Annotated in this window: 23 protein-coding genes; 18 read left to right on the top strand and 5 right to left on the bottom strand. The window is 40.7% G+C overall.

All coding sequences use genetic code 11. The annotated features are described in order from the left end of the window. Nucleotides 1-14: 14 nt before the first annotated feature. Nucleotides 15-1,991, bottom strand: coding sequence for an alpha-ketoacid dehydrogenase subunit alpha/beta (locus ACP14V_RS07935; protein ID WP_272610073.1), 1,977 nt, complete (start codon nucleotides 1,989-1,991; stop codon nucleotides 15-17). A gap of 112 nt (nucleotides 1,992-2,103) precedes the next feature. On the opposite strand from ACP14V_RS07935, the gene ACP14V_RS07930 reads away from it, so the two are divergent. The 5 genes from ACP14V_RS07930 to ACP14V_RS07910 all read left to right on the top strand — a co-directional run bounded on the left by ACP14V_RS07930 (nucleotide 2,104) and on the right by ACP14V_RS07910 (nucleotide 6,266). Then, the gene (locus ACP14V_RS07930) at nucleotides 2,104-3,054 is read left to right on the top strand and encodes an isopenicillin N synthase family dioxygenase (RefSeq protein WP_136567509.1); all 951 of its coding nucleotides are present in this window, start codon (nucleotides 2,104-2,106) and stop codon (nucleotides 3,052-3,054) included. 3 nt (nucleotides 3,055-3,057) lie between these two features. Beyond that, nucleotides 3,058-3,387, top strand: coding sequence for a translation initiation factor (locus ACP14V_RS07925; RefSeq protein ID WP_136567510.1), 330 nt, complete (start codon nucleotides 3,058-3,060; stop codon nucleotides 3,385-3,387). A gap of 144 nt (nucleotides 3,388-3,531) precedes the next feature. Beyond that, entirely contained in the window at nucleotides 3,532-4,464 is a 933-nt protein-coding gene (locus ACP14V_RS07920) for a DUF1835 domain-containing protein (protein WP_136567511.1), read from the top strand. A gap of 1 nt (nucleotide 4,465) precedes the next feature. Beyond that, nucleotides 4,466-5,350, top strand: coding sequence for a nucleoside phosphorylase (locus tag ACP14V_RS07915; RefSeq protein WP_272610072.1), 885 nt, complete (start codon nucleotides 4,466-4,468; stop codon nucleotides 5,348-5,350). Nucleotides 5,351-5,417: 67 nt separating this feature from the next. Continuing rightward, the gene (locus tag ACP14V_RS07910; RefSeq protein WP_272610071.1) at nucleotides 5,418-6,266 is read left to right on the top strand and encodes a substrate-binding domain-containing protein; all 849 of its coding nucleotides are present in this window, start codon (nucleotides 5,418-5,420) and stop codon (nucleotides 6,264-6,266) included. 86 nt (nucleotides 6,267-6,352) lie between these two features. On the opposite strand, the gene ACP14V_RS07905 is transcribed toward ACP14V_RS07910, so the two are convergent. Both ACP14V_RS07905 and ACP14V_RS07900 read right to left on the bottom strand, forming a co-directional pair. Next, nucleotides 6,353-7,018 (bottom strand): uracil-DNA glycosylase, encoded by a 666-nt coding sequence (locus ACP14V_RS07905; protein WP_136567514.1) that lies wholly within the window; start codon nucleotides 7,016-7,018, stop codon nucleotides 6,353-6,355. A gap of 9 nt (nucleotides 7,019-7,027) precedes the next feature. After that, nucleotides 7,028-7,162, bottom strand: a complete 135-nt coding sequence (locus ACP14V_RS07900) for a hypothetical protein (protein WP_272610070.1) — start codon at nucleotides 7,160-7,162, stop codon at nucleotides 7,028-7,030. Nucleotides 7,163-7,271: 109 nt separating this feature from the next. Between ACP14V_RS07900 and ACP14V_RS07895 the strand changes: the two genes are divergently transcribed. The 3 genes from ACP14V_RS07895 to ACP14V_RS07885 all read left to right on the top strand — a co-directional run bounded on the left by ACP14V_RS07895 (nucleotide 7,272) and on the right by ACP14V_RS07885 (nucleotide 12,507). Continuing rightward, nucleotides 7,272-9,443: an endonuclease MutS2 gene (locus tag ACP14V_RS07895; RefSeq protein WP_272610069.1), complete on the top strand. Its 2,172-nt coding sequence runs from the start codon at nucleotides 7,272-7,274 to the stop codon at nucleotides 9,441-9,443. Between the two features lie 710 nt (nucleotides 9,444-10,153). Continuing rightward, the gene (locus ACP14V_RS07890) at nucleotides 10,154-10,909 is read left to right on the top strand and encodes a type 1 glutamine amidotransferase domain-containing protein (protein ID WP_272610068.1); all 756 of its coding nucleotides are present in this window, start codon (nucleotides 10,154-10,156) and stop codon (nucleotides 10,907-10,909) included. 140 nt (nucleotides 10,910-11,049) lie between these two features. Next, on the top strand, nucleotides 11,050-12,507 hold the full coding sequence (locus tag ACP14V_RS07885; protein WP_272610067.1) for a Gfo/Idh/MocA family protein: 1,458 nt from the start codon (nucleotides 11,050-11,052) through the stop codon (nucleotides 12,505-12,507). Between the two features lie 167 nt (nucleotides 12,508-12,674). Here the strand turns inward: ACP14V_RS07885 and ACP14V_RS07880 are convergent, their stop codons facing one another. After that, the gene (locus ACP14V_RS07880) at nucleotides 12,675-12,956 is read right to left on the bottom strand and encodes a hypothetical protein (RefSeq protein ID WP_272610066.1); all 282 of its coding nucleotides are present in this window, start codon (nucleotides 12,954-12,956) and stop codon (nucleotides 12,675-12,677) included. Between the two features lie 244 nt (nucleotides 12,957-13,200). Between ACP14V_RS07880 and ACP14V_RS07875 the strand changes: the two genes are divergently transcribed. From ACP14V_RS07875 to ACP14V_RS07865, 3 genes are all read left to right on the top strand, one after another. Next, nucleotides 13,201-14,889 carry an ATP-dependent nuclease gene (locus ACP14V_RS07875; RefSeq protein ID WP_272610065.1) on the top strand — a complete coding sequence of 563 codons (1,689 nt, stop codon included), beginning with the start codon at nucleotides 13,201-13,203 and terminating at the stop codon, nucleotides 14,887-14,889. A 155-nt stretch (nucleotides 14,890-15,044) separates the two neighbouring features. Then, nucleotides 15,045-15,515: a hypothetical protein gene (locus ACP14V_RS07870; RefSeq protein ID WP_272610064.1), complete on the top strand. Its 471-nt coding sequence runs from the start codon at nucleotides 15,045-15,047 to the stop codon at nucleotides 15,513-15,515. A 262-nt stretch (nucleotides 15,516-15,777) separates the two neighbouring features. Further along, nucleotides 15,778-16,158, top strand: a complete 381-nt coding sequence (locus ACP14V_RS07865; protein ID WP_136566957.1) for a nuclear transport factor 2 family protein — start codon at nucleotides 15,778-15,780, stop codon at nucleotides 16,156-16,158. 216 nt (nucleotides 16,159-16,374) lie between these two features. Here the strand turns inward: ACP14V_RS07865 and ACP14V_RS07860 are convergent, their stop codons facing one another. Beyond that, complete coding sequence (locus ACP14V_RS07860; RefSeq protein ID WP_272610063.1) at nucleotides 16,375-17,004, bottom strand: hypothetical protein; 630 nt, start codon at nucleotides 17,002-17,004, stop codon at nucleotides 16,375-16,377. 376 nt (nucleotides 17,005-17,380) lie between these two features. On the opposite strand from ACP14V_RS07860, the gene ACP14V_RS07855 reads away from it, so the two are divergent. From ACP14V_RS07855 to ACP14V_RS07825, 7 genes are all read left to right on the top strand, one after another. Then, nucleotides 17,381-17,944 (top strand): GNAT family N-acetyltransferase, encoded by a 564-nt coding sequence (locus ACP14V_RS07855; protein WP_272610062.1) that lies wholly within the window; start codon nucleotides 17,381-17,383, stop codon nucleotides 17,942-17,944. A gap of 145 nt (nucleotides 17,945-18,089) precedes the next feature. Continuing rightward, complete coding sequence (locus tag ACP14V_RS07850) at nucleotides 18,090-19,085, top strand: hypothetical protein (protein WP_424988073.1); 996 nt, start codon at nucleotides 18,090-18,092, stop codon at nucleotides 19,083-19,085. A gap of 187 nt (nucleotides 19,086-19,272) precedes the next feature. Next, nucleotides 19,273-19,743, top strand: coding sequence for a GNAT family N-acetyltransferase (locus ACP14V_RS07845; protein ID WP_272610060.1), 471 nt, complete (start codon nucleotides 19,273-19,275; stop codon nucleotides 19,741-19,743). Nucleotides 19,744-19,838: 95 nt separating this feature from the next. Further along, nucleotides 19,839-21,368, top strand: coding sequence for a dienelactone hydrolase family protein (locus ACP14V_RS07840; RefSeq protein WP_272610059.1), 1,530 nt, complete (start codon nucleotides 19,839-19,841; stop codon nucleotides 21,366-21,368). Between the two features lie 189 nt (nucleotides 21,369-21,557). After that, on the top strand, nucleotides 21,558-22,127 hold the full coding sequence (locus tag ACP14V_RS07835; RefSeq protein ID WP_272610058.1) for a Crp/Fnr family transcriptional regulator: 570 nt from the start codon (nucleotides 21,558-21,560) through the stop codon (nucleotides 22,125-22,127). A 79-nt stretch (nucleotides 22,128-22,206) separates the two neighbouring features. Further along, nucleotides 22,207-23,481: an NAD(P)/FAD-dependent oxidoreductase gene (locus tag ACP14V_RS07830; RefSeq protein WP_272610057.1), complete on the top strand. Its 1,275-nt coding sequence runs from the start codon at nucleotides 22,207-22,209 to the stop codon at nucleotides 23,479-23,481. A gap of 2 nt (nucleotides 23,482-23,483) precedes the next feature. Then, nucleotides 23,484-24,239 carry a DJ-1/PfpI family protein gene (locus ACP14V_RS07825; protein ID WP_272610056.1) on the top strand — a complete coding sequence of 252 codons (756 nt, stop codon included), beginning with the start codon at nucleotides 23,484-23,486 and terminating at the stop codon, nucleotides 24,237-24,239. Nucleotides 24,240-24,292: the final 53 nt, after the last annotated feature.

The raw sequence follows: 24,292 nt of genomic DNA, 5'->3' as shown, positions 1-24,292 counted from the left end.
AACGAATCACTGATTCAATAGTTATACAGTTCCAATAAAGCTGTTTCAAACCTTCTTTTAGGCAGGTAATTCTCCTCTAGTTCCCTTGCAAACGGTACTGGTGTTTCCAAACTGCCCACTCTCTGTATCGGGGCGTCCAAATATTCGAAACAATGTTCCATGACCATTGCAGAGATATCACTTGCAATACCGCCAAACAACGTATCTTCTTGCAATATGATGAGCTTTCCTGTCTTTTTTACCGAAGCATAGACAGCATCTGCATCTAGAGGTTGAAGTGTACACAAATCTAAGAGATCTGCTTCAATTTCTGGGTGCTTTTCCAATACTTCCATAGCCCAATGTACCCCAGCCCCATAACTCACTATGGAAATTAAATCGCCCTCTCTTATTTTATTGGCTTTTCCGAAGGGCAAGGTGTAATAATCCGATGGTACATCACCATAAACACTTCTATACAATCCTTTGTGTTCAAAAAACAATACGGGATTAGGATCATTTATGGCGGTGTTCAGTAATCCCTTGGCATCATACGGGAAAGCAGGGTACACTACCTTGAGCCCAGGCACCTTGGTGAACCACGCCTCATTGGTTTGGGAATGAAACGGTCCAGCACCTACACCACCTCCACAGGGCATTCGTATGACCACATCCGCGTTTTCGTTCCATCGGTAATGTACTTTGGCCAGATAATTCACTATGGGATTGAATCCACTGCTCACAAAGTCTGCAAACTGCATTTCCACCACAGCTTTCATTCCATTAATGGACAAGCCCATGGCGGTAGACACAATAGCCGATTCGCAGATAGGGGTGTTCCGCACCCGGCTTTTCCCAAATTTTGAGGTAAAACCTTCAGTGATCTTAAATACTCCGCCATAATCCGCTATATCTTGCCCCATAATGATGAGTTCGTTATGGCGGTACATGGATTGCTCCAAACCTTCAGAAATAGCGTCCACAAAACGAATATTTTTTAAATTATTTTTTGATTCAACTACTTCATATTTATATTCTTGATATACTTCACCTAACTCTTTACTTTCAATGAAAGAAACAGCAGGTTCCTCAAAAGCCAGTTGTAAATTTTCATTGATTTCTTCCGATATCCGCTCTTTAAACCCCTCTATTTCCTTGTGGCCAATCAGACCTTCATTCAATAAAAACGACTCATAATTGGCGATTGGATCTTTCTTCTCCCACTTTTTCATCAATTTTTCCGGGACATATTTGGTGCCGCTGGCCTCTTCGTGCCCCCTCATCCGGAATGTCTTGAACTCCAATAGAATGGGTCGTGGACGTTTTCTAATGGCTTTACAGATTTCATCCACCTTTGTATACACTTCCAAAATGTTATTCCCATCAATTATGCGGGATTCCATCCCATATCCCTTGGCTCTATCGGCAAGATGTTCACAATTGTACTGCTCATTGGTGGGTGTCGATAGTCCGTACCCATTATTTTCAATACAAAATAACACGGGGAGGTTCCACACGGAGGCTACATTGAGCGCCTCATGAAAATCCCCTTCACTGGTAGCCCCTTCCCCAGTAAAAACAGCAGTCACCCGCTTTTTGCGTCGGAGCATGTCCGCTAAAGCAATACCATCAGCCACACCCAATTGGGGACCTAAATGTGATATCATCCCAACAATCCTGTACTCTTGCGTTCCAAAATGGAAACTACGGTCCCGTCCTTGGGTAAACCCACTTTGTTTTCCCTGCCATTGGGCAAAAAGTCTATGCAATGGAATGTTTCGGGAAGTGAACACCCCAAGGTTTCTATGCATGGGAAGAATGTACTCCTCGGCCTTCAGTGCATGGGTGACGCCGACCGAGATGGCCTCTTGCCCAATACCGCTGAACCACTTGGAGATTTTTCCCTGCCGAAGCAACACCAACATCTTCTCCTCTATCATTCTGGGCTTCAACATGCCCGTGTATAAATCCAAAAGTTTTTGTTGGTCCAAATCCCCGATGTGATATCGCATATCCTAAAATTCGTGTTTGATAAAAGTAGAAAAAAAGCGCTCATATTTTATCATAACCCCAATGGTTCCATTGAAATTATTACTTTTGATGGTAATCCAATTTATCCATACCATGAGCGCAATTCCAAGTGTTAACCTAGAGGATTTTGTTTCTGGAGATCCTATCAGAAAAGAAAAATTTGTCAAAGAAATAGGAGCTGCATTTGAAGATATCGGCTTTGTGGCCTTGAGTGGGCATTTTCTTTCCGATGCTTTGGTGGATCAACTCTATTCGGAAATCAAAAAATTCTTTCAATTGCCCCAAAATGTGAAGGACAAGTATGAAATTACAGGAATTGGCGGTCAACGAGGCTACACTTCATTTGGAAAGGAACATGCCAAAGGCAAAAAAGAAGGTGATCTAAAAGAATTCTGGCATTTTGGTCAATATGTTGAGGACAATCCTAAATTGGAAGCGGAATATCCAGACAACGTAACTGTTTCTGAGCTCCCGGAGTTCAACCAGGTTGGAAAGGAGACCTACAAAATGCTCGAGAAAACCGCCCAATACGTGTTAAGGGCCTTGGCTTTGCATCTAAGTTTGGAGGAAACTTATTTTGATGATTACATCAAAAATGGAAACTCCATTCTAAGACCCATACACTACCCTCCCATAACCGAGGAGCCAAAAAATGCTGTTCGAGCGGCGGCCCATGGTGATATTAATCTGATTACATTGCTCATGGGGGCTCATGGAAAAGGACTGCAAGTCCAAAACCATGAAGGCCAATGGGTGGATGCCATTGCCCGACCAGACCAACTCATGATAAATGTTGGCGATATGCTCTCCCGCTTGACCAACAACAAACTTAAATCAACCATACACCAAGTAGTAAACCCACCAAAAGAACTTTGGGGCACCTCACGATACTCCATACCGTTCTTTATGCACCCGGTTAGCGATATGCCGCTAAATTGCCTTGAAAACTGTGTGGATGAAAAGCATCCCAAAGGGTTTGAGGACACTACTGCAGGAGAATATTTGCATGAGCGCCTTGTGGAATTGGGATTGGTCAAAAAATAACCTATGGACCTACAAGACCAGCTAAAAAATCTTTTTCCCGATCACAAACCCGAGGAAACGGAAGAAATTGAACAAGAAACTTCAACATATTGGCTCCAAGACGAACCGATTATTTGTAAATATGAAAAACGAAAAGGCAAACCCATCACCCTCTTGGAAGGATACAATGGAGCCGATTCCGATTTCAAGAAATTAACCAAGGACCTTAAGACCTTTTTAGGGGTCGGTGGCAGCTATAAAAAGGAAATTATCATAATTCAAGGTGATTATCGCGACAAAATTATGGCGTTTTTAAAGGAGCATGGATTTTCAGTGAAACGGGTGGGTGGTTAACCATCCCTCCACTTGTAAGATACTTTATAAAACCCATTCTTGTTAAATCTGAACATTGAAAACCAATGTTTTATGAAAAAATTTTTATGTTTTTGGTTTAAATCTTACTTTTATTCTTCCTAACCAACGAAAACTGAATTGAAAATGAAATCACTGTTGCACATTACCAACGGCGACGGTTTCACGTCAAGATTGCAATCGCTACAGTTAAAAGGAGACATTATCACATGGCGGGAAATGCTCTGCGAAGGCAAAACCCTCTGCTCTGTTGGCAGTGAGTCTTTCTGGAAAACGCGATTCGATTTTTTAAACAAGAACTACAAGGTCACCAAGTCTTGGTTTGTTGAAAAGACCTTGAAGGAGTATCGATCTTTGTGCAATCACAAACAACAGGACCAAATTGTTCTTTGGTTTGAGTATGACCTTTTCTGCCAAATTAACATGCTAGCCGTTTTGAGCTGGCTAAAAACCCACAGAAGACATGCCGAAATATCCTTGGTGTGCAGTGGAAATGAGGATGAAACGGATAAGTTATACGGTCTTAATGAGTTAAGCGACGAAAAGCTTTTGGAACTATACGGGAACAGAACTATACTCACCCAAGACGATATTGAATTTGCCGATTACGTCTGGCAATTGTACTGCAGCGATAATCCCATCCGATTGGAAAACCTAATTGCCCACAACGATTTTCAGTTTGAATACCTTTCTGACGCCTTAAAAACGCACCTGAAAAGATTCCCGTCCATTAAAAACGGACTCAACGAATTGGAGAACAAGGTTTTGAAAACATCCCTCAATCAAAAACCAAAATCAAGAAAGGAGTTATTGGGAACTCTTTTAACCGATCAAGGCTATTACGGTTTTGGCGATACGCAGTACGACCGCATCATCACCTCACTACGCCCCTTATTTAGCTCCTTTAATCCGGTAAGACTTACCAAAAAAGGCAAGGAGGTTTTGGACAACCAAACAAATTATTATTCTCAAATACGTGATAATCAACTATATTTGGGTGGTTCTTTAAAGTACAACTTCTTATATAATACATCCACAGATCGTATTCTAAAACTTTAAAATGTCTTTAGGAAACTCAGAATTGATTCTGAACCCTGATGGCAGTATATACCATCTTAATCTTCTTCCAGAAGATATTTCTACTACAATTATCACCGTTGGTGATCCTGGTCGGGTATCAGCGGTCAGCAAGTACTTTGATTCCATAGAAATTAAAAAACAGCACAGGGAGTTCTGTACCCATACCGGACATCTCGATGGAAAACGAATCACAGTCATCTCAACAGGTATTGGAACCGACAATATCGACATCGTTTTTAACGAATTGGATGCCTTGGTCAATATCAATTTTAAAACTAGAGAAGTGAAATCCAATAAAATACAGCTCAGTTTTATACGGATTGGTACATCGGGTAGTATACAGCCGGATATTCCCGTGGACTCTTTTTTAATGAGTACTTCGGCCATTGGATTTGATAACCTCCTTCATTTTTATGATTCTGGACAGTTTACCAATACCAGTTTGGAAAAAGAGCTTTACAGACACCTTGGATGGGACCGCCATAAAATTCATCCGTATGCTGTTGATTTTGATAAAAATTTAGGGGAGATTTTTGCATCAAATCGTATACGATTCGGAATAACATGCACTAATTCAGGATTTTATGGTCCGCAAGGCAGGACCCTTCGTCTTAATCCCAAGATCACTGATTTCAATGAACGTCTTGCTTCATTTATTTATCAGAATCAACAGATAACCAATCTGGAGATGGAGACTGCAGGCATATATGGTCTTGCCAAATTACATGGACACCGTGCCGTTTCCTTGAATGCCATCCTTGCCAACCGCGCAACAGGGAAATTTTCCAAAGGTGGCGCAAAGGCCGTTGACGAGCTTATCAGATACACATTGAAAAAATTGGTTTCCAGCTCCCTTATCCCATGATTTTTTTCTCAACTTAAAAATCATACCAAACGGAATGGGTATTTTTGGGATCTAAAGATTGCCCATCATGAAAAAAGTAAAAATTATTGGAGTACCCGAACATTTTAACCTGCCATGGCACTTGGCCATGGAGGATGGCGCCTTTGAAGATCGCGGCATACAATTGACTTGGACCGATGTACCGGAAGGAACCGGGAAAATGTCCCAAATGTTACACGAAGGTGAAACGGATTTAGCCATTATTCTTACTGAGGGCATCATCAAGAGTATTTCTCAGGGAAACCCAAGCAAGATTGTTTTGGAATATATCTCCTCCCCCCTACTTTGGGGCATCCATGTGGACAAGGATAGTCCAAGACAATCTGTCCAAGAATTGAAAAACGACAAGGCAGCCATCAGTCGATTAGGCAGTGGGAGCCATTTAATGACCTACATCAATGCGGAAAACCAAGGCTGGGACACCACTCAACTCCAATTTGAAACCATCAATAACCTTGATGGTGCCGTGGAAAGCATTAGCAATGGTTCTGGGGCCTATTTTATGTGGGAGCATTTTACCACTAAACCCTTAGTGGACAATGGCACCTTCAAATGGTTGTACGACTGCCCTACCCCATGGCCTTGTTTTGTTTTGGCGGCCACAGATGCGTTTTTAAAGAAAAACCCAGGATTATTGAATCATATCTTGGAAGTCATTCATACCTACACCTCTGAATTTAAGCAAATCCCTAGCATAGATAGAACACTTTCCAACAGATACGAACAAAAATTGGAAGATGTTCGAACATGGCTCTCCAAGACTACATGGGGACAGAATCAACTTTCTGACCACACTGTGAATGAAGTCCAGTCGAGATTATTTGACCTTAATTTAGTTGATGAAATAAAACCTGTTGAGAACTTTCTTTGGGGATAGTCTAACAATCTAATAATCCCTGATTGACACGAATTACTCGAATTTTCTCGAATGAAGCGTGCTTTTACGTATTTAAACAATCAGATTCACCAATCTATCGGTTGCCTACCCAGTTTGGAAAGTAGGCCATTGGTCGCACTAAAATGTTGATTTCCAAACCACAATCCCCTATTGGCACTTAACGGCGAGGGATGTCCTGAAGTCAAAATATGGTGTTTGCCTTTATCAATCAAGGCCGCTTTCTTTTTGGCAAATCCGCCCCAAAGCAAAAACACCACCCCGTCCAATTGTTCCGAAACCGTACGGATGACAGCATCCGTGAACTGCTCCCAACCTTTATTCTGATGGCTTCCCGCTTGATGGGCCCTAACCGTGAGGGTCGCATTCAGCAAAAGCACCCCCTGGTCTGCCCATCGTTCCAGATTTCCGCTCTTGGGATACGGTTTTTCAACATCAACCTTGATTTCCTTGAAAATATTGACCAATGAAGGCGGATGAGCTATCCCATCCTTTACCGAAAAACACAACCCATTGGCCTGATTGGGTCCGTGATAAGGGTCCTGTCCTATAATCACCACCTTGGTTTCCTGAAACGAACAATGGTCAAAGGCCGCAAAAATATCCTTGCCTTTGGGATAGCAGGTATGCTGACTGTATTCCTGTTTCACAAATTGCACCAACTGCTCGAAATAAGGTTTTTTAAACTCTTGCTCCAAATGTGCCTTCCAGCTTGGATCAATGTTTACATCCATAAATATTTGCTATTTTTTCTTGGTCAGTTTGTAGAGCAAATAACCGATTCCCACAATAAAATGTAGCAGGATGATTCCCGCTATCACATAAATCAAGGTATTGTCATTGACCATTACAAAAGAATCTATGCCTAAAAACGGCACTGTTTTTTCAAAAGTACGTATTGAATACCTTTAAATGGTCAAGCTGGCCACAAAAACTCTTTTTCCCTCCCAAGCCAAAATCCTATCTTTACGCCGCCAGTTGAAAAAGATGCAGAACATTCACCCCAAAACACTACAGGATCTAGAGTTTCCCACCGTGTTGCAGCAGGTTTCCTCTCGTTGCAATACCGAACTGGGAAAGGAATCCGCTTTGGACATAGCTCCCATTGACGACAAAGAAATGTTATTGGAGATTTTGGGACAAACTTCTGAGTATTTGGCCTCTTATTCCAATGACAACCGGATTCCAAACCACGGTTTTGATAGCATCAACAGTGAACTGTCCTTGTTGAAAATCGAGAACAGCACTCTTGAAATCCCAAGTTTCAGGCGAATTTCAAGCATTTGCAAGACGGTCGCCATCCATCAAAAATTCTTTAAAAAATTCAAGGAATACTATCCCCTACTTTTTAAAAAGTCAGAGGCATTGGAACCTAATACCGAGATTCCGGCCGCTATAGACGATGTAATCGACAAGTTCGGGGAAATCAAGGATTCCGCTTCCGATGAGCTGCGGCACATCCGTTCGCAAATCAATAGTGTACGGGGCAAGATCAACCAAAGTTTCTCTGCTGCATTGGTACGGTATCAATCTTCCGATTTTCTGGATGACATCCGTGAATCTGTTGTGGAAAACCGTAGGGTATTGGCGGTAAAAGCCATGCACCGCCGTAAGGTAAAGGGTACCGTGATGGGCAGTTCAAAGACTGGAAGTATTGTCTACATTATCCCAGAGTCTACGGTGGGCCACACCCGGGAACTCAACAATCTGGAGTTTGAGGAAAAAGAGGAAGTCCAACGTATCCTCAACCAACTTTCCAACAGCATCAGGCCATTTGCGGCCCTTTTAAAACTCTATCAAGCCTACCTAACCGACATAGATATTACCGCCGCAAAGGCCAAGTACGCTTCCGAAATGGATGCGCTGCTTCCCGAAATCAGCGAGAAACGGGAACTTTTTCTTAGGGATGCCTATCATCCATTACTGTATTTGACCAACAAACGGAAGAATGAAAAAACATGGCCGCAGACCATTCAATTACATAAAGAAAATAGAATCATTGTAATTTCCGGACCCAATGCGGGAGGGAAAAGTATTACCCTAAAGACCATTGGACTGCTCCAGACCATGCTGCAAAGTGGCTTGTTGATTCCGGTTCACGAGCGAAGCAAAGTATGTCTTTTCGATAAGATTTTAACGGATATTGGAGATAACCAATCCATTGAAAATCATTTGAGTACGTACAGTTATCGACTCAAAAACATGAACCACTTCTTAAAGAAGTGCAACAACCGTACCTTGTTCTTAATCGATGAGTTCGGAACAGGAAGTGATCCCGAGTTGGGAGGCGCACTGGCCGAAGCCTTTTTGGAAGTGTTCTACGAGCGGGAAGCTTATGGGGTCATCACCACCCACTACGCCAATTTAAAAGCATTGGCCAACGAATTGCCCCATGCCACCAATGCCAATATGCGTTTCAATTCCAAAACCTTGGAACCCACGTTTCAGTTGGTGTTGGGCGAAGCAGGTAGCTCGTTCACTTTTGAGGTGGCCCAAAAGAATGGCATCCCTTACTCCTTGATCAACAAAGCCAAGAAAAAGATAGAGCGCAGCAAGGTTCGCTTTGATGCTACCATCGCCAAGCTCCAGAAAGAGCGCAACAAAATGGTAGAGACCGGCTCCAAGCTCAAGGAAGAGGAGAGCAAGGCCCGTGAAGAAGCCAACCGTTTGGAAGAACTGAATTCCCGCATCAAATCCAAATTGGAGAACTATCAGGAACTGTACGACCACAACCAACGGATGATCCAATTGGGCAATAAAATCAACTCTGCGGCCGAGAAATACTTCTTGGATAACAAAAAGCGTCCCTTGATATCCGAAATGCTCCGCATTGTGGAAACCGAAAACAGCAAGCGTAAGAAAACCACGGCCAAAAAGGCCAAGGAGAAAAAGCAGCAACAGCAACAGGTAGCCCAAGAATTGGAGCAAAAAATCAAAAAAGTACGGGTAGAGAAGAAAATCCAAAAGAAAAAGGAAATCCAAGCCGAAAAGAACAAGCCTAGACCTGTCTTCAAAGTGGGCGACCGTGTACGTATGATGGACGGTAAGGCCGTGGGCAGCATAGACGCCTTGGAAAAAGGCAAGGCCATTGTAAACTATGGCATGTTCACCACCAATGTAAGTGTGGACCAACTGGATTTGGTGGAGGCCAAAAAATAACCAATGTCATTCCTGAGAAAGCAGGAATCCACTACTATTTCCTCATTTGGATTCCGCATCTAGTGCGGAATGACAATACATCCTCGTTAAGTAATTTTCTCCTTTTCTGCGGCTGGTTAGCGCCCGCCTGCCGGACGGCCAGAGAGTCGAAGCACCAGTTGCACTAGTTCATTTGTCATTTCGAACCGAGCTATGCGAGTGTGAGAAATCCATCCCAAAAGAGATTTCTCAATCGGCACATTGCGCCTCATATCGAAATGACGGATGTCTCTCCTGAAAAGGCAAAATTTCTTGTCGTCCCGAAAGGCTTCGGGACTCACTCGAAATGACAAACATCTTCCATGCATACCCTTTATGAAGTAGTTTAAAAAATGGGGAGTTTGGATTTTCCAGTATGGAATAATAATACAACTCTTTAATTTTCCCTTGTCATTTCGAACCGAGCTATGCGAGTGTGAGAAATCTAATCAACTTAAAAGATTTCTCAATCGGCACTTTGTGCCTCATATCGAAATGACACAAATAACGTAATAGTGTTTACACTTTACATAAAATCAAATACTTACATTTCAATATCATGTTTTTTCACCGAACTTTGTCAAGGATAAATATGATTCATTACAAAGAATCATATTTTTTGGATTGGCATTATTCTGGAAAATTGTAACATTCCCATCGATTTGTTGACCTATATAAAAATCAATCAAAAAATGAAGAAAGCATTCTTAGCATTATTGACATTATTATTTTTTATTTCTTGTAACCATGACCAAAATGAAAAGGGAAGAATACTGGTCATAGTTTCAAATACAGAAGACATGGGAGACCCTGAAAAGCACTTTGCAGGGAACAACCTTTGGGAAGTAGCTCCCCCTTACCATATTTTTGTTTCCCACGGATATCAAGTGGATTTTGTTTCGCCAACAGGCGGAAAAGTGCCTTTCTCAATGGATCCTGTCGGAATAAGCAGTTATACCATCAAGTATGAGAATTTTAATGGCAAGGTTGAAAGTTCATTAACACCCGATTTGGTTGACCCTAAAAATTATAAAGCAGTTTTCATTGGTGGTGGCTATGGCCCCCTGTTTGATGTGGCCAAAAACGAAGATTTACTGCCAATTATAGCCAACATTTACGAAAACGGCGGAATAGTTGGAGGTTGTGGACATGGTCCCGGTGCCTTCGCAAATGTAAAACTTAGCAATGGTGATTATATGGTTAAGGACAAAAAAGTAACCGGGTTTCCAAATTCGACAGAGGTTACCAAAAGCTGGGCCAAAGAAGGAACTTTATTGCCCATAATGCTAGAGGACCAATTGAGGGAAAATGGGGCACTGTTTCAAACCAAAAGCGACTTGAACGATAAACACGACGTGGTAATCGACCAGAGGATTGTGACGACCATGTTCCTTCCTTCTTCAGCAATTGTGGCAAAAGAAATGATTTATGAAATTGAAAAACACTAATGCCACCGGTACATGACAAAACCCTTCATTGCTCTATTTCCTTAAATTCAACTTTAACATCACAAAAAACCAAACCATTCGCTGCACTATTTTTTCTATCTTGTTGGGGAAAATTAATCTAAGTCAAACCTCAACAAACAATGAAAGAAAAACCAACCCCCTCCAGTAGACGGAGTTTTATTAAAAACACAGCGCTAGCTTCCAGTATTTTTATCGTTCCACGCCACGTTTTGGGCGGCCCAGGCTATTTGGCCCCCAGTGATCGCCTGCATTTGGCGGCCATCGGTTCGGGCGGTAAAGGAGCCAGTGATATTGCCAATGCATCGGTAGATGGTCGCGAGCGGGTGGTGGCCCTTTGCGATGTGGATTTTTCCGGCTCTGCCAAGAATACCGTAAAAAAATTCCCCAAAGCAAAACTTTTCAATGATTATCGCGAAATGCTGGACAAGGTTAAGGGCATAGATGCGGTTACCATAAGTACTCCGGACCACGTGCACGGCCCTGCAGCGGCTTATGCCATGGGGCTCGGAAAGCACGTATACGTACAAAAACCTATGACCCACAACATCCGCGAAGCCCGTATCCTGACCCAAATGGCCCGTGACAAGCAAGTGGTGACCCAGATGGGGAACCAAGGCGGTTCCAATCCGTTATTGGGTATGGTGCAACAATGGGTAGATTCCGGAAAACTGGGCAAGATCACCAAGGTGGAAATCTGGACCAATCGACCCGTTTGGCCACAAGGGTATGCCATGCCCGAGCCAGATGCTGGCAGCAAACCGGACGATCTGTACTGGGACCTTTGGTTGGGCCCAGCCCCGTTGAAACCCTACACCCCCAACCTTCATCCGTTTAACTGGCGTGGATGGTGGGATTACGGAACCGGCGCCTTGGGTGATGTGGGCTGTCACTTGGTGGATATCCCCTACCGAACCTTGAAGCTGGGCTACCCCACTGCCGCCGAATGTAGCGTGGGCACGGTGTTCTCCCAAATGTGGAACCCCGATTACCACCCAGAAGGATGTCCGGCCACCTCGTTCATCACCCTGAACTACGAAGCCACCGAAAAAACAGGGGCACCCTTGACCATGACCTGGAGCGATGGGGGCATACGTCCCTCCCACCCCGAAATCATCCCTGCCGATAGCGATATTGGAGGTCCGGGAAGTTATAACGGCGTGTTGATCCACGGCGAGAACGGGGTCATTTCCACGAACATCAACGACAGTTCGCCATTGACGCCCAAACTGTACCTGAACGATGGTACCACCGAGTTTGGGCCGGAAGTGGAAGACATGCCGGAACCTGAATACGGTCACCAACGCAAATGGGTAGATGCCTGCAAAGCAGGATACGGAAGCCCCGAGCATATGGGCCTTACCTCATCCTTTGAGTATGCCGGCCCCATGACCGAGACCGTGCTTATGGGCAACCTGGCCATACGCAGTTATATGCTGCAACGCCCCAACGGCGATGGCAACATGGAGTTCTACGGACGTAAAAAGTTGCTGTGGGACGGAGACAACATGAAGGTCACCAACTTTGAGGATGCCAACCAGTTTGTTACCCGCACCTACCGTGAGGGTTGGGAAATGTAACCCTGCAACATACCATACCAAAGGGCCGCAAAACATCTCTGAAATCTGATATCAGAAATCAGACGTCAGATATCTGATGTTTTGCGGCCCTTTTCTTTCTCCAACCCACCACCTAACTCCTAATTCCCAACCCTATCTCCTATCTCCTAATTCCTAACTCCTAGTAATTACTCCTTAATGCGCTCAATGCACTCCCAAAGCCCTTTTACACTGAACAGGGCATCTTTCTCGGCCTCATCCAAGAGTTCATGGGAATGGTAGATGGTAACATCGTGCACCAATTTTAGGGCATTGACCAAATCCGGGGCATCCAGATAATGGGTGTAGTCCAACAGTTGTACCTGAGCTGGACTTAGCATTTTGGAAATTTTGGGGGTGATTTTCACCTCATCTTCGGTACCGCCCTGCGTGCAACAGGGGCAGTTGGTTTGATTTTCCTTGTTTCGCATAACAGAAGATTAAGAAATTGAACAAAAAACATTTGGTCACCGCGAAACTGATAAGTGTAGCAAGGCAAATATACATTTTAAATGTATGCGGTTGATAACTCTTTGGAATTGTATGGGTTAAAGGGTCGGGTAGAAATAAAGGATGATCTATTTCATCGGTTTTATGCCTATATTGGGGGTATATAGATGTATTTTATGCTTATATGAACAAGTTGCCTGCAAGCTAAAAAAACCAATAAAAAATATGAAGCCGAAGATTTGGATTAGTAAAATAACTTTTAGTGATAATACAACTATTGAATTTGATAATAATGATATCATTGTAATCGTAGGTCCAAACAACTCGGGAAAGAGTGCTTCATTAAAAGATGCATCTAACTTTTTGAAAACGAAAAATACAAAAAGTAAAGTCATCAATAAAATAGAGTTTTCTAAAAGCGGCTCAGACTCTGACTTAATTTCTTATTTAGAAAGTATCTCAAAAAAGAGATATTCCTCAAACCCAGAACCAAACTATTTAGGCATGGGATATGACATCTATAAACCTGCAGCTACAAGATGGTGGAATAATATATCCTCAGGCATAGATAATCTATCAGTTGTTTTCTCAAAAAATTTAACCACAGAAGAAAGACTTAGAGCTGCTAATCCAGCTCAAAATATTAAACTAACTACAGAATCGCCTAAGCATCCAATAAACGTACTTCAAAAATCTGATAAAATTGAAAAACAATTTAATCAATACTTTAAGCAAGCTTTTGATTTAGATTTAATTGTTCATCGTAATGCGGGTAATGAAGTCCCTCTTTATGTTGGTACTGCGCCAAAAATAAAAAGTGGTGAAGATAGGCTTTCTGAATCCTATCAAATCGAATTAGAAAAACTCGATTTGTTACATGAGCAAGGAGATGGTATGAGAAGTTTTGTTGGTGTTTTACTTAATGCTTTTATAGGAAATCAAAATCTATTGTTTATTGATGAGCCTGAGGCATTTCTGCACCCACCACAAGCAAGGCTTTTAGGTAAAATGTTATCAACTGATTTACCATCTGACACTCAACTATTCCTTGCCACGCATAGTTTAGATTTTCTTAAAGGGTTGTTGGAAGGTAGTTCTAAAAACTTAAAAATTATAAGAATCCAAAGAAACGGAAGTATTAATACTGTGAACTCACTAAATAGTAGCGAAATCGATTCAATATGGAGTGATTCGTTATTAAGACATTCTAATATTCTAGATGGACTATTTCATACAAATGTAATTATTTGTGAAAGTGATTCTGATTCACGATTTTACTCGGCGGTTCTTTCCGCCGTAAAAGAAAAAGAAGGAAAGACATATTCGGATTCTTTGTTTATTCAATGTGGTGGAAAACACCGAATCCCCACAGTTATAAAAGCATTAAAAAAATTAAATGTTCCTGTTAGCTCTATTTGTGATTTTGATGTGTTAAATGACAAAAATCCTTTAAAAGATATTTATGAAGAATCAGGAGGAAAGTGGGAAGACATTGAGAAGGATTGGAAAGTTGTCAAACAAGCTATAGAATCTAAAAGGCCTGAACTAGAGACAAAAGAATTAAAAGAAGAAATTGATAATATCTTTGTTTCAGTGAGTGAAAAAATAATGCCTAAAGAAAAACTTTCAGCCATTGGGAAATCATTAAAAAAGGCCTCTGCTTGGGCTCATGCTAAACAAGTTGGGAAATTGTTTATTCCGAGTGGGCAAGCAACTCAAGCTTATGAAAACTTAATGAAAAATCTTAAATCGAAAAATATCTTTGTTGTAGAAGTTGGCGAACTTGAAAGTTTTGTAAAATCTGTTGGTAATCATGGACCGAAATGGGTTAATGAAGTTTTAATAAAAGATTTAATAAATGACCCCGAGATTGAAACTGCTCGAAAATTTATGGAAGAAATATCACACTATTAAATAAAAGCCAGCAGGCAACAATGGCTGTAAACAATTGGGGCGAAAGTGATAAATCAAAAGTATAAACGCAAAATAAAGGTCTGTACCAAACCGAAAGGTTTGTGAGTAGAAATCCGCTACTACTCATACACGTGACCGTTGGCAACAATTTAAAAATGAATCCAGACGAGATAATAAATCATAAAATTGACAAGATTAAATATCACTACGATTTGACCGACGGATTTCAAGTTTCCTCCTCATATTTAAAACTCTCTAACGGAAAAATAATTGATTTACCTCATTATCATAACCTTGAAAAAATTTCAATTGATTCAAGATTAGAGAATTCTAAAAAAAACTATAAAAAAGCCAAAAGAATTAATCGAAAAGAACGTGAAAAGATTCAGGGACAAAGCATTGTTGACATACATTATTGTTTTTATGAAAATGAATCAGACGAAGAAAGACGTGCTCATATAGAGCTATCTAATGGAATGTATTTGACTGAAGAGAATTATGGAGTTGTGGGAATGAGCATTGGTCTAATCTTAAGAAACAAAGAAGAATTTGACCGACTGAAGAACGAACTTGAGGACGGATTTGAAATAAGGTCATATTTAAGAGAAATAAAAAACGTAAGCTAACAACAGCTATAGTTCATTGCTTCCACCTCCCTTCTACTGTATTTGAGACAGTCTAGAAACCTCCCCAAATTTCCCACATAACTCCTAAACGAAAAGTCCCTACTTTAAATTCTGTAGCCCTTTTACTGGAACTTAGGTTACTGAAAGTGAAATTGCCATTTTAATATTCAAGAATAATTGTAAAGTTCCCAAGCCTAGTTGACATAGGGCTGTCATATCCCCCTCAGACCTTTGGTTCATTATCACTTAAAAATGTAAAGAAATGAATCAGAATGAAATTACCGAAGTATCCAAAATGTATCCTAAAGCCTTTAAAGAGCTCAATACAGACCTGATAGATACGTACTTTGCCAAAAATGCAACCAAAACCGGATTTATTTACGATCATGAATCCAAAAAATGGTTAGATCTCTCCACAGTTGGAATTGATGAAATCAAACAATGGGTTTCTTCATACAATACAGAAGGAATCATGCCCGAGTCTAAAATTGATATCGAAATTTTAGATGTCCAAGAGAGGATAGCAGTAGTTAAAATTGACATGTATTGGGCAAAAAACAGTAAGGGATGTGATTATTTGTTTCTTGTAAAAGAGAACGGTTCTTGGCTTATCGATAAAATCCTTTATCAAAGTGTGCTATAGTATTATGTCAGCGAACATTCAATAGCAAAAAAACTGTCAGCAGCATAGCCAAAACTAATTTGACTCTGAAATTTTCAATCCCAATACGCCTAACGGTTCTTTGATACCTGCTTGGCTAACAGTGACATAAAATCAACAGGGACGATACCCTCTTGTGACATTGTTGAACGATTGCTATATTTTCTTAAAAATCCCGCAACCATGTTTAGCGGGTGGTTATCCGACAATCTGTTTATTGTGCTTCCAAATAAAATACACAAAAGGAATAAAAGAAAAAGCCAAAAATACAATAGCTATCCGTTGAAATAAGGGATCTATTAAATTCCCTATCAACACCAACAACCAGTTAATCAATAGAACAATAGTGATTTTATTCGGCATGTTTTTCTTCCAAAACAAAGTACAGGTCAATAAAAATAAAGCCAAAAAAACCATGTTAGGCAGTTTATAAAACAAAGTGTCTATTAAAGGAGTATTGTAAAGCATACCATGTACTTGTATAGCCTCTCCTCCTGCATCTGCAAGCAATGGCATAACAAAATCAATAGCGTATTGTCCAGCTAACAAAACACTTGTTAAAGCAATTACAACAACTAGACCTGTTGCTATTTTTCCAACTATTCTATGTTGTAAAGTAAGGCGGATGCTTATCGCTGCAGGAAGCAAGAACACTGTGCTTAATAATAAAATAACATGCGCTCCCAGCCAATCACTTCGATTACTTATTAGCTTATCAAAAAAAAGCCCGGATGCGTTCTCTACCCTAAGCAACCAAATCATACCAACTCCAGCCAGTACAAAGGTTAGGGGAATCGATAGTAATCCTATTTTTCGGAGTGTAACCATTGTTTTGTTTTTAAGGACAATGAAAACAAAGATCTGTTACAGTTATTTAATCCAGATTGCATAAATCATTAAGAACAGTTGCTTCAACATATTATCTTTTACACCCAAATCAAATTTTTATTTGAAATTCACCTGCACGAAAAGAGAAACTTAAAGGGGATTTACAATCAATGCATAGATATATAGAGTCAAAATATTTAACGGATTGGATATTGAATTGGAGAAAATAAGCTTGGAATGAAAATAAAAACGTTTTACAGCAAAGGCTAAGATTCATAGCCTCTCCTATCAAAAGATTTTTTTCCTAGCTTTAAAAGCTTGACAACCAGATTTTGTAGCCTTGACAGTTGTATGTGATGCGGAGAAAATATTTGGAATGGACAATAAATTGAGAACAAAAAGACTTTTAATGAGCCTGATTACCAATGCAGATCTGGAAAATATCCACCAACTCCACTCTTTGCCTGAAACCGACAAATTCAATACGCTTGGCATTCCCGAAAATATCAGCGAAACAGAATCAATAATTACAGAGTGGATTGAAAAAAACAATTCGGAAAGAAATGGGAGTTTGACGTTCAAAATAGAGCTATTGGAAAACGAACATTTTGTTGGACTGATATCTTTGAATCTCGGAAAACCAAAATTTAGAATTGCAGAAGTATGGTACAAATTGCACCCGGACTTTTGGAATAAGGGTTATGCAACGGAATCGCTAAACAGGATTTTAGAATTTGGATTTAACGAACTGAACCTACATCGAATCGAGGCAGGGTGCGCAGTGGATAACATTGGGAGTGTGCGAGTCTTGGAGAAAGTCGGAATGACAAGAGAGGGAAGAAAAAGAAAAGTGCTTCCGCTCAAAAATGGTTGGAGCGACAATTTTCATTATGCAATTCTATCAACGGATAAAAAAAACACTATCCACAACAATGTATAACTACAATTTATTTTATCGGTTTGCTATTGACCAAAGTTTGCTTGGAAAATTTAGCAATCAACTATCTTTAGTTTCAATCAGACATCTACTGCTGTAAAATCAACAACCCATCAAAGACGAAACCGTTGAGTTAAATTAAAGTATAATGAAAAGAAGCTTACTCAGATTAATGTGTATTGCTTATTGCAGTACTATGAATGCACAAGAGAATATTTTAGTTGATGTACTTTATCAAACACAATATTTTTCATTTCACAACAATATGTGGATGAACCTCCACCACTTTTTCTATGAACAAGCCTCCAATAGGCAAAGAGACAAGTTGGCGGAAGACGGATTGGTTTTTAATGAGATTGGAGACAGCCTGAATATCGCTGGACTAACAGCCAAAGAAAAAAACATGTTTGATGAAGGGGTAGCCTTTTATGCGGAAAGAATCATTGATCAGGAACTTCTAAAATCGGGACGGATATTCAAATGGCTTCAGGCTCAGCCAATCGACCAAAAAATTGTAGACACCACCTATTCAAAAGATTTTACCGAAGCCCTAAATCAGCTAAAACCATTATATGAAAGTCATTTTTGGCAAAGACACCAAAAAGAAAATCGTGAGCTGTTGGACAAATACATCGATTTGATTAAAAAAACTGAAAACAAGGTCATCCATAAAATGGAAGCTCTATCAAACTTAAAATGGAAAGGAGTTGTTAGAATCGATTTAACAACTTATGGAAATTGGGCTGGTGCTTATTCCCCAGACTATGACAATATTGTTGTTTCCTCAATAGACCCCATGATGAACTCTAGCATCTTTATTGAATTTGTATTTCATGAAAGTTCCCATTTGCTTTTTACAAGAAAGTCGCCATTCCGTATGGCCATATTTACAAAATCCAAAGAAATGGAAATACAACAGCCAAGACTATTATGGCATGCGGCAATGTTTTACTTGAGCGGCTTGGCCACAAAAGAAGTATTGAACGAGCATGGTTTAAGTCATGAATTGATCATGAAAAAAAAGAATGTTTTTGAACAGTACTACCAACATCAAGAATTTAAGTCAATTCTAAAGAGCTATTATCATTCGGATATCGAGCTAAGTGAAATGGCAAGTCAATTATTGAGACTAAATGAAAATTAAACAATACACTTACTATAAACTACTGTGCTGGTGTGCCCAACATAACTAATAAGACTAATCAAAAACAGCTAGACTTCGGCAAAATAATTATACATTTCCTGCACACCCCGCCACGGCAGCTTTATAGATATCATCGCCACGAAATCATATAGGAGATTCTTGTGGCCCCTTAAAGCGAACACCACCAATGGAACTCATCACACGTTCTTTATTATCAAAGCCTGAAAAGCTTGAAATTTTTGAGCTGTGGAACAATGAATATCCAAAAAAATTAGCCTATGAATCGATGGAGGCGTTTGAAGGTTATCTCAAAAGCCTTTCCAGAAAATCCCATATTCTTTTAATCGATTCCAATAAAAAAATAAAGGGTTGGTATTTTGACTTCACCCGGGATGGTGCTAAATGGTTTGTTATAATTTTAGATTCAAAACTCCATGGAAAAGGATTTGGGACTCGAATATTGGAACTTGCCAAACAAAAAGAAAATGAGCTCAATGGTTGGGTAATTGACCATAACAACGATAAAAGGATGAATGGGGAAATTTATAAATCTCCATTAGAATTTTATCTCAAAAATGGATTTATAAAACTATCCAATAAACGATTGGAATTGGACAAGATATCTGCCGTATGTGTAAAATGGACAAAACAAGGCTGACCAATAGAAAAGCACATGGAAAGAATACATCTGTTTGAGTTTGAAGACCAAAAATGGTTTCCTGTATCTTTAAGGAACTGTATAACCAATCTAGTATGAGATGGGCTATCCTACAAATTTTGATGCTTTGCCAAGTCAGTATGGCCATTGCCCAAACCTCGCTTGATAAAATCAACCTTGAAAATGGAAAATATTCGATGGGATTTCGCCACTATACCACCCTAGACAGTACAAGAACATACAGCAGGGCCATGGATTTTACCAACAAAAAAATGGCCCGTCCCATTTCCATAAGCCTGTGGTATCCCGCAGAGCAAATTGCAGACGGCAAGGAACCGTTACAGGTTCTGGATTACCTTGAAATCCTAAAAGAGGAAGAGGAATGGGAGCATTTGCCCAATGAACAGATTTTAAATTGGTTTTATTACCGTAACACCCCTGCCAATCAAAAACACCTTGCAGAAAAAACAACGGCTTACACTAAAGTAGAACCTGCAAAAGGAAAATTTCCAGTAATCGTCTATGCGCCAAGTTTCCAAGCTTCATCCATAGAGAACTTCGCTCTTTGCGAATATTTGGCAAGTCATGGCTTTGTGGTAATCTCCAGCCTAAGTCGCGGTACAAAGACCCGTTGGTTCAGCAATAACAACGCCAAGGAAATGGAAGCCCAGGCCAGGGATATGGAATTTCTACTGAAGGAAGCAGGGAAGCTCTCCATGGCAGATTATGATAAAATTGCCTTAATGGGTTTTAGTTTTGGGGGGCTATCCAATATCATCGTGCAAAATAGAAATGATAATATCAAAGCCATTGTAAGTCTGGATGGTACGGAAAGATATCAATACGCACTACTGGAGCAATCCCACTTTTTTGACGCCGCAAAAATAGATGTGCCCTATATCCATATGGCACAGAAAGACATTCCAGGTACCGTCCTGAAAGAGGACAACATCGATGCTGAACTCAACACAAAGTTCCAATTGTACGACAGTATTACCCAAGCTACCTCGTACCGATTGAAGTTCCATGACCTCACGCACAGCTATTTTAGCACATTGGGAGTTCTATTTGCCGATAGGGACAAAAGGCAGGACAAAACCGATTCAGAGATCATGGAATCCTATAAATGGGTTTCGGTCTACGCCTTACAATTTTTGAATGCCGTGCTAAAAAAGGATGATAACGCCCTACATTTTATTGAAAATAACCCTTCTGAAAATGGAGTTGCCAATGGTTTGATAACCCAAAGCATCAAACCATCGGAAAAAAGAGCCTACACGTTTCAGGATTTCAACGACTTGGCCTCAATCCAAAACTATAAAAACCTACCCCAACTGTATGACTCCATAGTAAAAAGTCATCCTGCTTTTACCATCCCGGAAGGCAATTTGAACACGCTTGGGCTACAATTGGTCTTCAACCCAAAAACATCTTCGCAAGGAATAGAGGTGTTTTTGTTGGCTACACGACTTTTTCCCGATTCTGCCAATCTCTATGACAGTTTAGCGGAGGGATATCTGTACATTGGCAATACAGAGAAGGCCATTGAAAGTTTTGAAAAATCTTTGGCATTGAATCCCCAGAACCAAAACGCCGCCAATAGGCTGGAACAGCTAAAGAAGTAATCGATTCACTAGGCTTTCCATAAAATTATTATTTGTTCCGCCATTACCTTTAGGTGAAATCTTGTTGGTTACTTGATTTACATGCACTACTCCCCTCTCCTTTTTCTTCAAGATTGATGACCTTATCGTCCTAAGATTAGAAAACCCAACTAACAGATGCTTATCTTTACGCTTGTTATGCCCTAATCCATGAGCGAACAGATTCTAACGGAACACATCAACAGCTATGTCAACTTTTCTGAAGAGGAATTATCGGAAATAGTACGTTTTTTTGAAGTTCGATCCTATCGCAAAAAAGAAAAATTGCTCCATGCAGAAAAACGCTGCAATACGCTATTTTTTGTGGCAAAAGGATGTTTGCAACTTTATTTCATTGATGATTTGGGCAACCCCAAGACCACCCAGTTTGCCATGGAGACATGGTGGTTGACCGATTTTCTGGCTTTTCAATACCAAAGACCCTCCAATTTTTATGTAGAAACTTTGGAGAAATCAACGGTTTTGTCCATCTCCTTTTCAAAGTATGAAGAACTGCTGGAAAAATTCCCGAAAATGGAGAAATACTACAGATCCATTTTTGAGACGGCCTATGGAGCGGCACTCATGCGCATCAAATACATCTATAGTCTTTCCAAGGAGGAAATGTTCTTCAGTTTTCGGAATAGTTTCCCGGAATTTGTGCAACGTGTGCCCCAATATGTGTTGGCCAGTTTTCTTGGCTTAACTCCAGAATACCTGAGCGAAATCAAAAAAAAGTGATTTTCTTAAACCAGCTTAATTTTTATTGAATTTCGTTTGACCACCTTTGTATTACGCAAATAAGGGAAAGGATCAGAACATGGCAGACACTAAAAAAATTGTTGTGGTAGGCGGAGGTTTTGCAGGTCTGGAACTTGTAAAACAATTGGGGAATTCAGATGCTTACCATATCACTTTAGTGGATAGCAACAACTACAATTTCTTCCCGCCCTTGATCTACCAAGTTTCCACAGGCTTTATGGAACCATCAGCCATAAGCTATCCGTTCCGAAAGATCCTACGCAAGTTAAAGAATGTTAGGTTTCGGTTGGGCTCCCTTGATCGTGTGATACCCGAAGAAAACAAAATACTCTTGAGCAACGGGGAGCTGGAATACGACATTCTGGTGATGGCAACGGGGACGGAAAGTAACTTTTTTGGAAATGGCAACATTGAAAAGTACAGCCTGCCTATGAAAACGATCAGTGATGCCCTTTCCCTGAGAAATGTCATCCTGACCCGATTGGACCGCGCTACCCGAATAGATGACATAGAGGAACGAAAAAAATACCTCACCTTTGTCATTGCAGGTGCAGGACCTACGGGGGTTGAACTTTCAGGCATATTGGCAGAAATGAAGACTACCATCATCATCAAGGATTATCCAGAACTTCTAGAGAAAGACCTTGGGGAAATCCACCTAATTGATGGACAAGATTCCGTCTTGGCAGCCATGTCTAAAAGTGCCCAAACCTATACCGCCAAAAAACTGTCAGAATTGGGCGTTACACTCACCATGAACACTCTCGTCAAGGATTTTGATGGGGAAACAGTTCTATTGTCCAATGGCGCCGAAATTCCATCCAAAAACCTGATTTGGGCTGCGGGCGTGTCCGCCAAAACCTTTGAGGGATTTCCAAAAGACAGCTTTGGCGCCGGTAGAAGGCTGATAACGAATAAATTCAACCAAGTGCATCTTTGCAAGAATATTTATGCTCTGGGAGACTGCGCTTTGGTCGTTGGGGATAAAAACTATCCAGACGGACATCCACAATTGGCACAACCAGCGCTACAACAAGCAAAAAATTTAGCTGATAATTTAAAACGGCAAAGCCAAGATTGGAAACCGTTCCGCTATACCGATAAAGGTTCCCTGGCCATCATTGGCCGAAACAAGGCCGTGTTGGATTTCCCTGGACAGAAACAGTCCTTAAAAGGCTTTAGTGCATGGCTTATATGGATCTTTGTACACATCATGGGGCTCGTGAACTTTAAAAATAAAGTGCGAACGCTGTACAACTGGCTTGGATATTACATCTACAAGGACCAATATTTTAGAATGATCATTAAACCCACAGAAAGAAATAATACATAAACATGAAACATCTAGGACTACTTGCATCCCTATTCTTTGCCACAATTCTTTTAAGCTGCAATACCGAGAAATCAAAATCCAACCCTGAGGTTGGACAAATGGATTATGTGGAGGTGCCCTCGGATACACTCACCAAACACCTTAAACCGTTCAACCCGGAGTTGCCAACTATAGGACTCCTGATGTTCAATGGTGTGTTACAGGGAGAGGTCATAGCCACATCGGATGTTTTTGGAAAACCGAACCAAGATATGGAGCAGCTTTTTAACGTAATCACCATAGCAGAGACCGAAAGACCTATCACTACCGAGGAAGGCATGCATTTTGTACCTGACTATACTTTTGAGAACTGCCCCAAACTCACGGCATTATTTGTTCCAAGTGGTTACGATATGTATGCCCAGGTTCGCAACAAAAAAATGATAGAGTTCATCCAAAGGAAAAATGAGGAGACCCAATACATAGTGAGCAATTGTGCAGGAGCCCAACTTATTGGGGAATCCGGGATTGCGGATGGCCATAAAATCGTCACCTACATTGGCGGAGGAAAAGAATTACAGGAGAACTATCCCAATCTAAAGGTCCAGGACGATAGTGTCGTCACTTTTGTGGAGGATGGAAAGTTCAGTTCCTCCAACGGAAACCTTACCAGTTATATTTCCGCATTGAATTTGGTTGAAAAAATGACCAGTCCCGAGCATCGGCAATTTGTGGAAGATTATTTATACATTGACCGACTTAAAAATTGGGAGAAATAGATTTTCCGTGCCTCCATGGTCATTTCGACAGAGTCCCGACGACTATCGGGACG

It is taken from the genome of Flagellimonas alvinocaridis (assembly GCF_965248585.1).
Taxonomy (GTDB): domain Bacteria; phylum Bacteroidota; class Bacteroidia; order Flavobacteriales; family Flavobacteriaceae; genus Flagellimonas; species Flagellimonas alvinocaridis.
The sequence above is the reverse complement of the archived record's forward strand: the minus strand, read 5'-3'. Positions and strand labels throughout refer to the sequence as shown.

Excerpts from the sequence above, each read along its gene's own strand:
- ACP14V_RS07935 (WP_272610073.1), bottom strand. The coding sequence starts at position 1,991 with ATGCGATATCACATCGGGGATTTGGACCAACAAAAACTTTTGGATTTA.
- ACP14V_RS07930 (WP_136567509.1), top strand. The coding sequence starts at position 2,104 with ATGAGCGCAATTCCAAGTGTTAACCTAGAGGATTTTGTTTCTGGAGAT.
- ACP14V_RS07925 (WP_136567510.1), top strand. The coding sequence starts at position 3,058 with ATGGACCTACAAGACCAGCTAAAAAATCTTTTTCCCGATCACAAACCC.
- ACP14V_RS07920 (WP_136567511.1), top strand. The coding sequence starts at position 3,532 with ATGAAATCACTGTTGCACATTACCAACGGCGACGGTTTCACGTCAAGA.
- ACP14V_RS07915 (WP_272610072.1), top strand. The coding sequence starts at position 4,466 with ATGTCTTTAGGAAACTCAGAATTGATTCTGAACCCTGATGGCAGTATA.
- ACP14V_RS07910 (WP_272610071.1), top strand. The coding sequence starts at position 5,418 with ATGAAAAAAGTAAAAATTATTGGAGTACCCGAACATTTTAACCTGCCA.
- ACP14V_RS07905 (WP_136567514.1), bottom strand. The coding sequence starts at position 7,018 with ATGGATGTAAACATTGATCCAAGCTGGAAGGCACATTTGGAGCAAGAG.
- ACP14V_RS07895 (WP_272610069.1), top strand. The coding sequence starts at position 7,272 with ATGCAGAACATTCACCCCAAAACACTACAGGATCTAGAGTTTCCCACC.
- ACP14V_RS07890 (WP_272610068.1), top strand. The coding sequence starts at position 10,154 with ATGAAGAAAGCATTCTTAGCATTATTGACATTATTATTTTTTATTTCT.
- ACP14V_RS07885 (WP_272610067.1), top strand. The coding sequence starts at position 11,050 with ATGAAAGAAAAACCAACCCCCTCCAGTAGACGGAGTTTTATTAAAAAC.
- ACP14V_RS07880 (WP_272610066.1), bottom strand. The coding sequence starts at position 12,956 with ATGCGAAACAAGGAAAATCAAACCAACTGCCCCTGTTGCACGCAGGGC.
- ACP14V_RS07875 (WP_272610065.1), top strand. The coding sequence starts at position 13,201 with ATGAAGCCGAAGATTTGGATTAGTAAAATAACTTTTAGTGATAATACA.
- ACP14V_RS07870 (WP_272610064.1), top strand. The coding sequence starts at position 15,045 with ATGAATCCAGACGAGATAATAAATCATAAAATTGACAAGATTAAATAT.
- ACP14V_RS07865 (WP_136566957.1), top strand. The coding sequence starts at position 15,778 with ATGAATCAGAATGAAATTACCGAAGTATCCAAAATGTATCCTAAAGCC.
- ACP14V_RS07860 (WP_272610063.1), bottom strand. The coding sequence starts at position 17,004 with ATGGTTACACTCCGAAAAATAGGATTACTATCGATTCCCCTAACCTTT.
- ACP14V_RS07855 (WP_272610062.1), top strand. The coding sequence starts at position 17,381 with ATGGACAATAAATTGAGAACAAAAAGACTTTTAATGAGCCTGATTACC.
- ACP14V_RS07850 (WP_424988073.1), top strand. The coding sequence starts at position 18,090 with ATGAAAAGAAGCTTACTCAGATTAATGTGTATTGCTTATTGCAGTACT.
- ACP14V_RS07845 (WP_272610060.1), top strand. The coding sequence starts at position 19,273 with ATGGAACTCATCACACGTTCTTTATTATCAAAGCCTGAAAAGCTTGAA.
- ACP14V_RS07840 (WP_272610059.1), top strand. The coding sequence starts at position 19,839 with ATGAGATGGGCTATCCTACAAATTTTGATGCTTTGCCAAGTCAGTATG.
- ACP14V_RS07835 (WP_272610058.1), top strand. The coding sequence starts at position 21,558 with ATGAGCGAACAGATTCTAACGGAACACATCAACAGCTATGTCAACTTT.
- ACP14V_RS07830 (WP_272610057.1), top strand. The coding sequence starts at position 22,207 with ATGGCAGACACTAAAAAAATTGTTGTGGTAGGCGGAGGTTTTGCAGGT.
- ACP14V_RS07825 (WP_272610056.1), top strand. The coding sequence starts at position 23,484 with ATGAAACATCTAGGACTACTTGCATCCCTATTCTTTGCCACAATTCTT.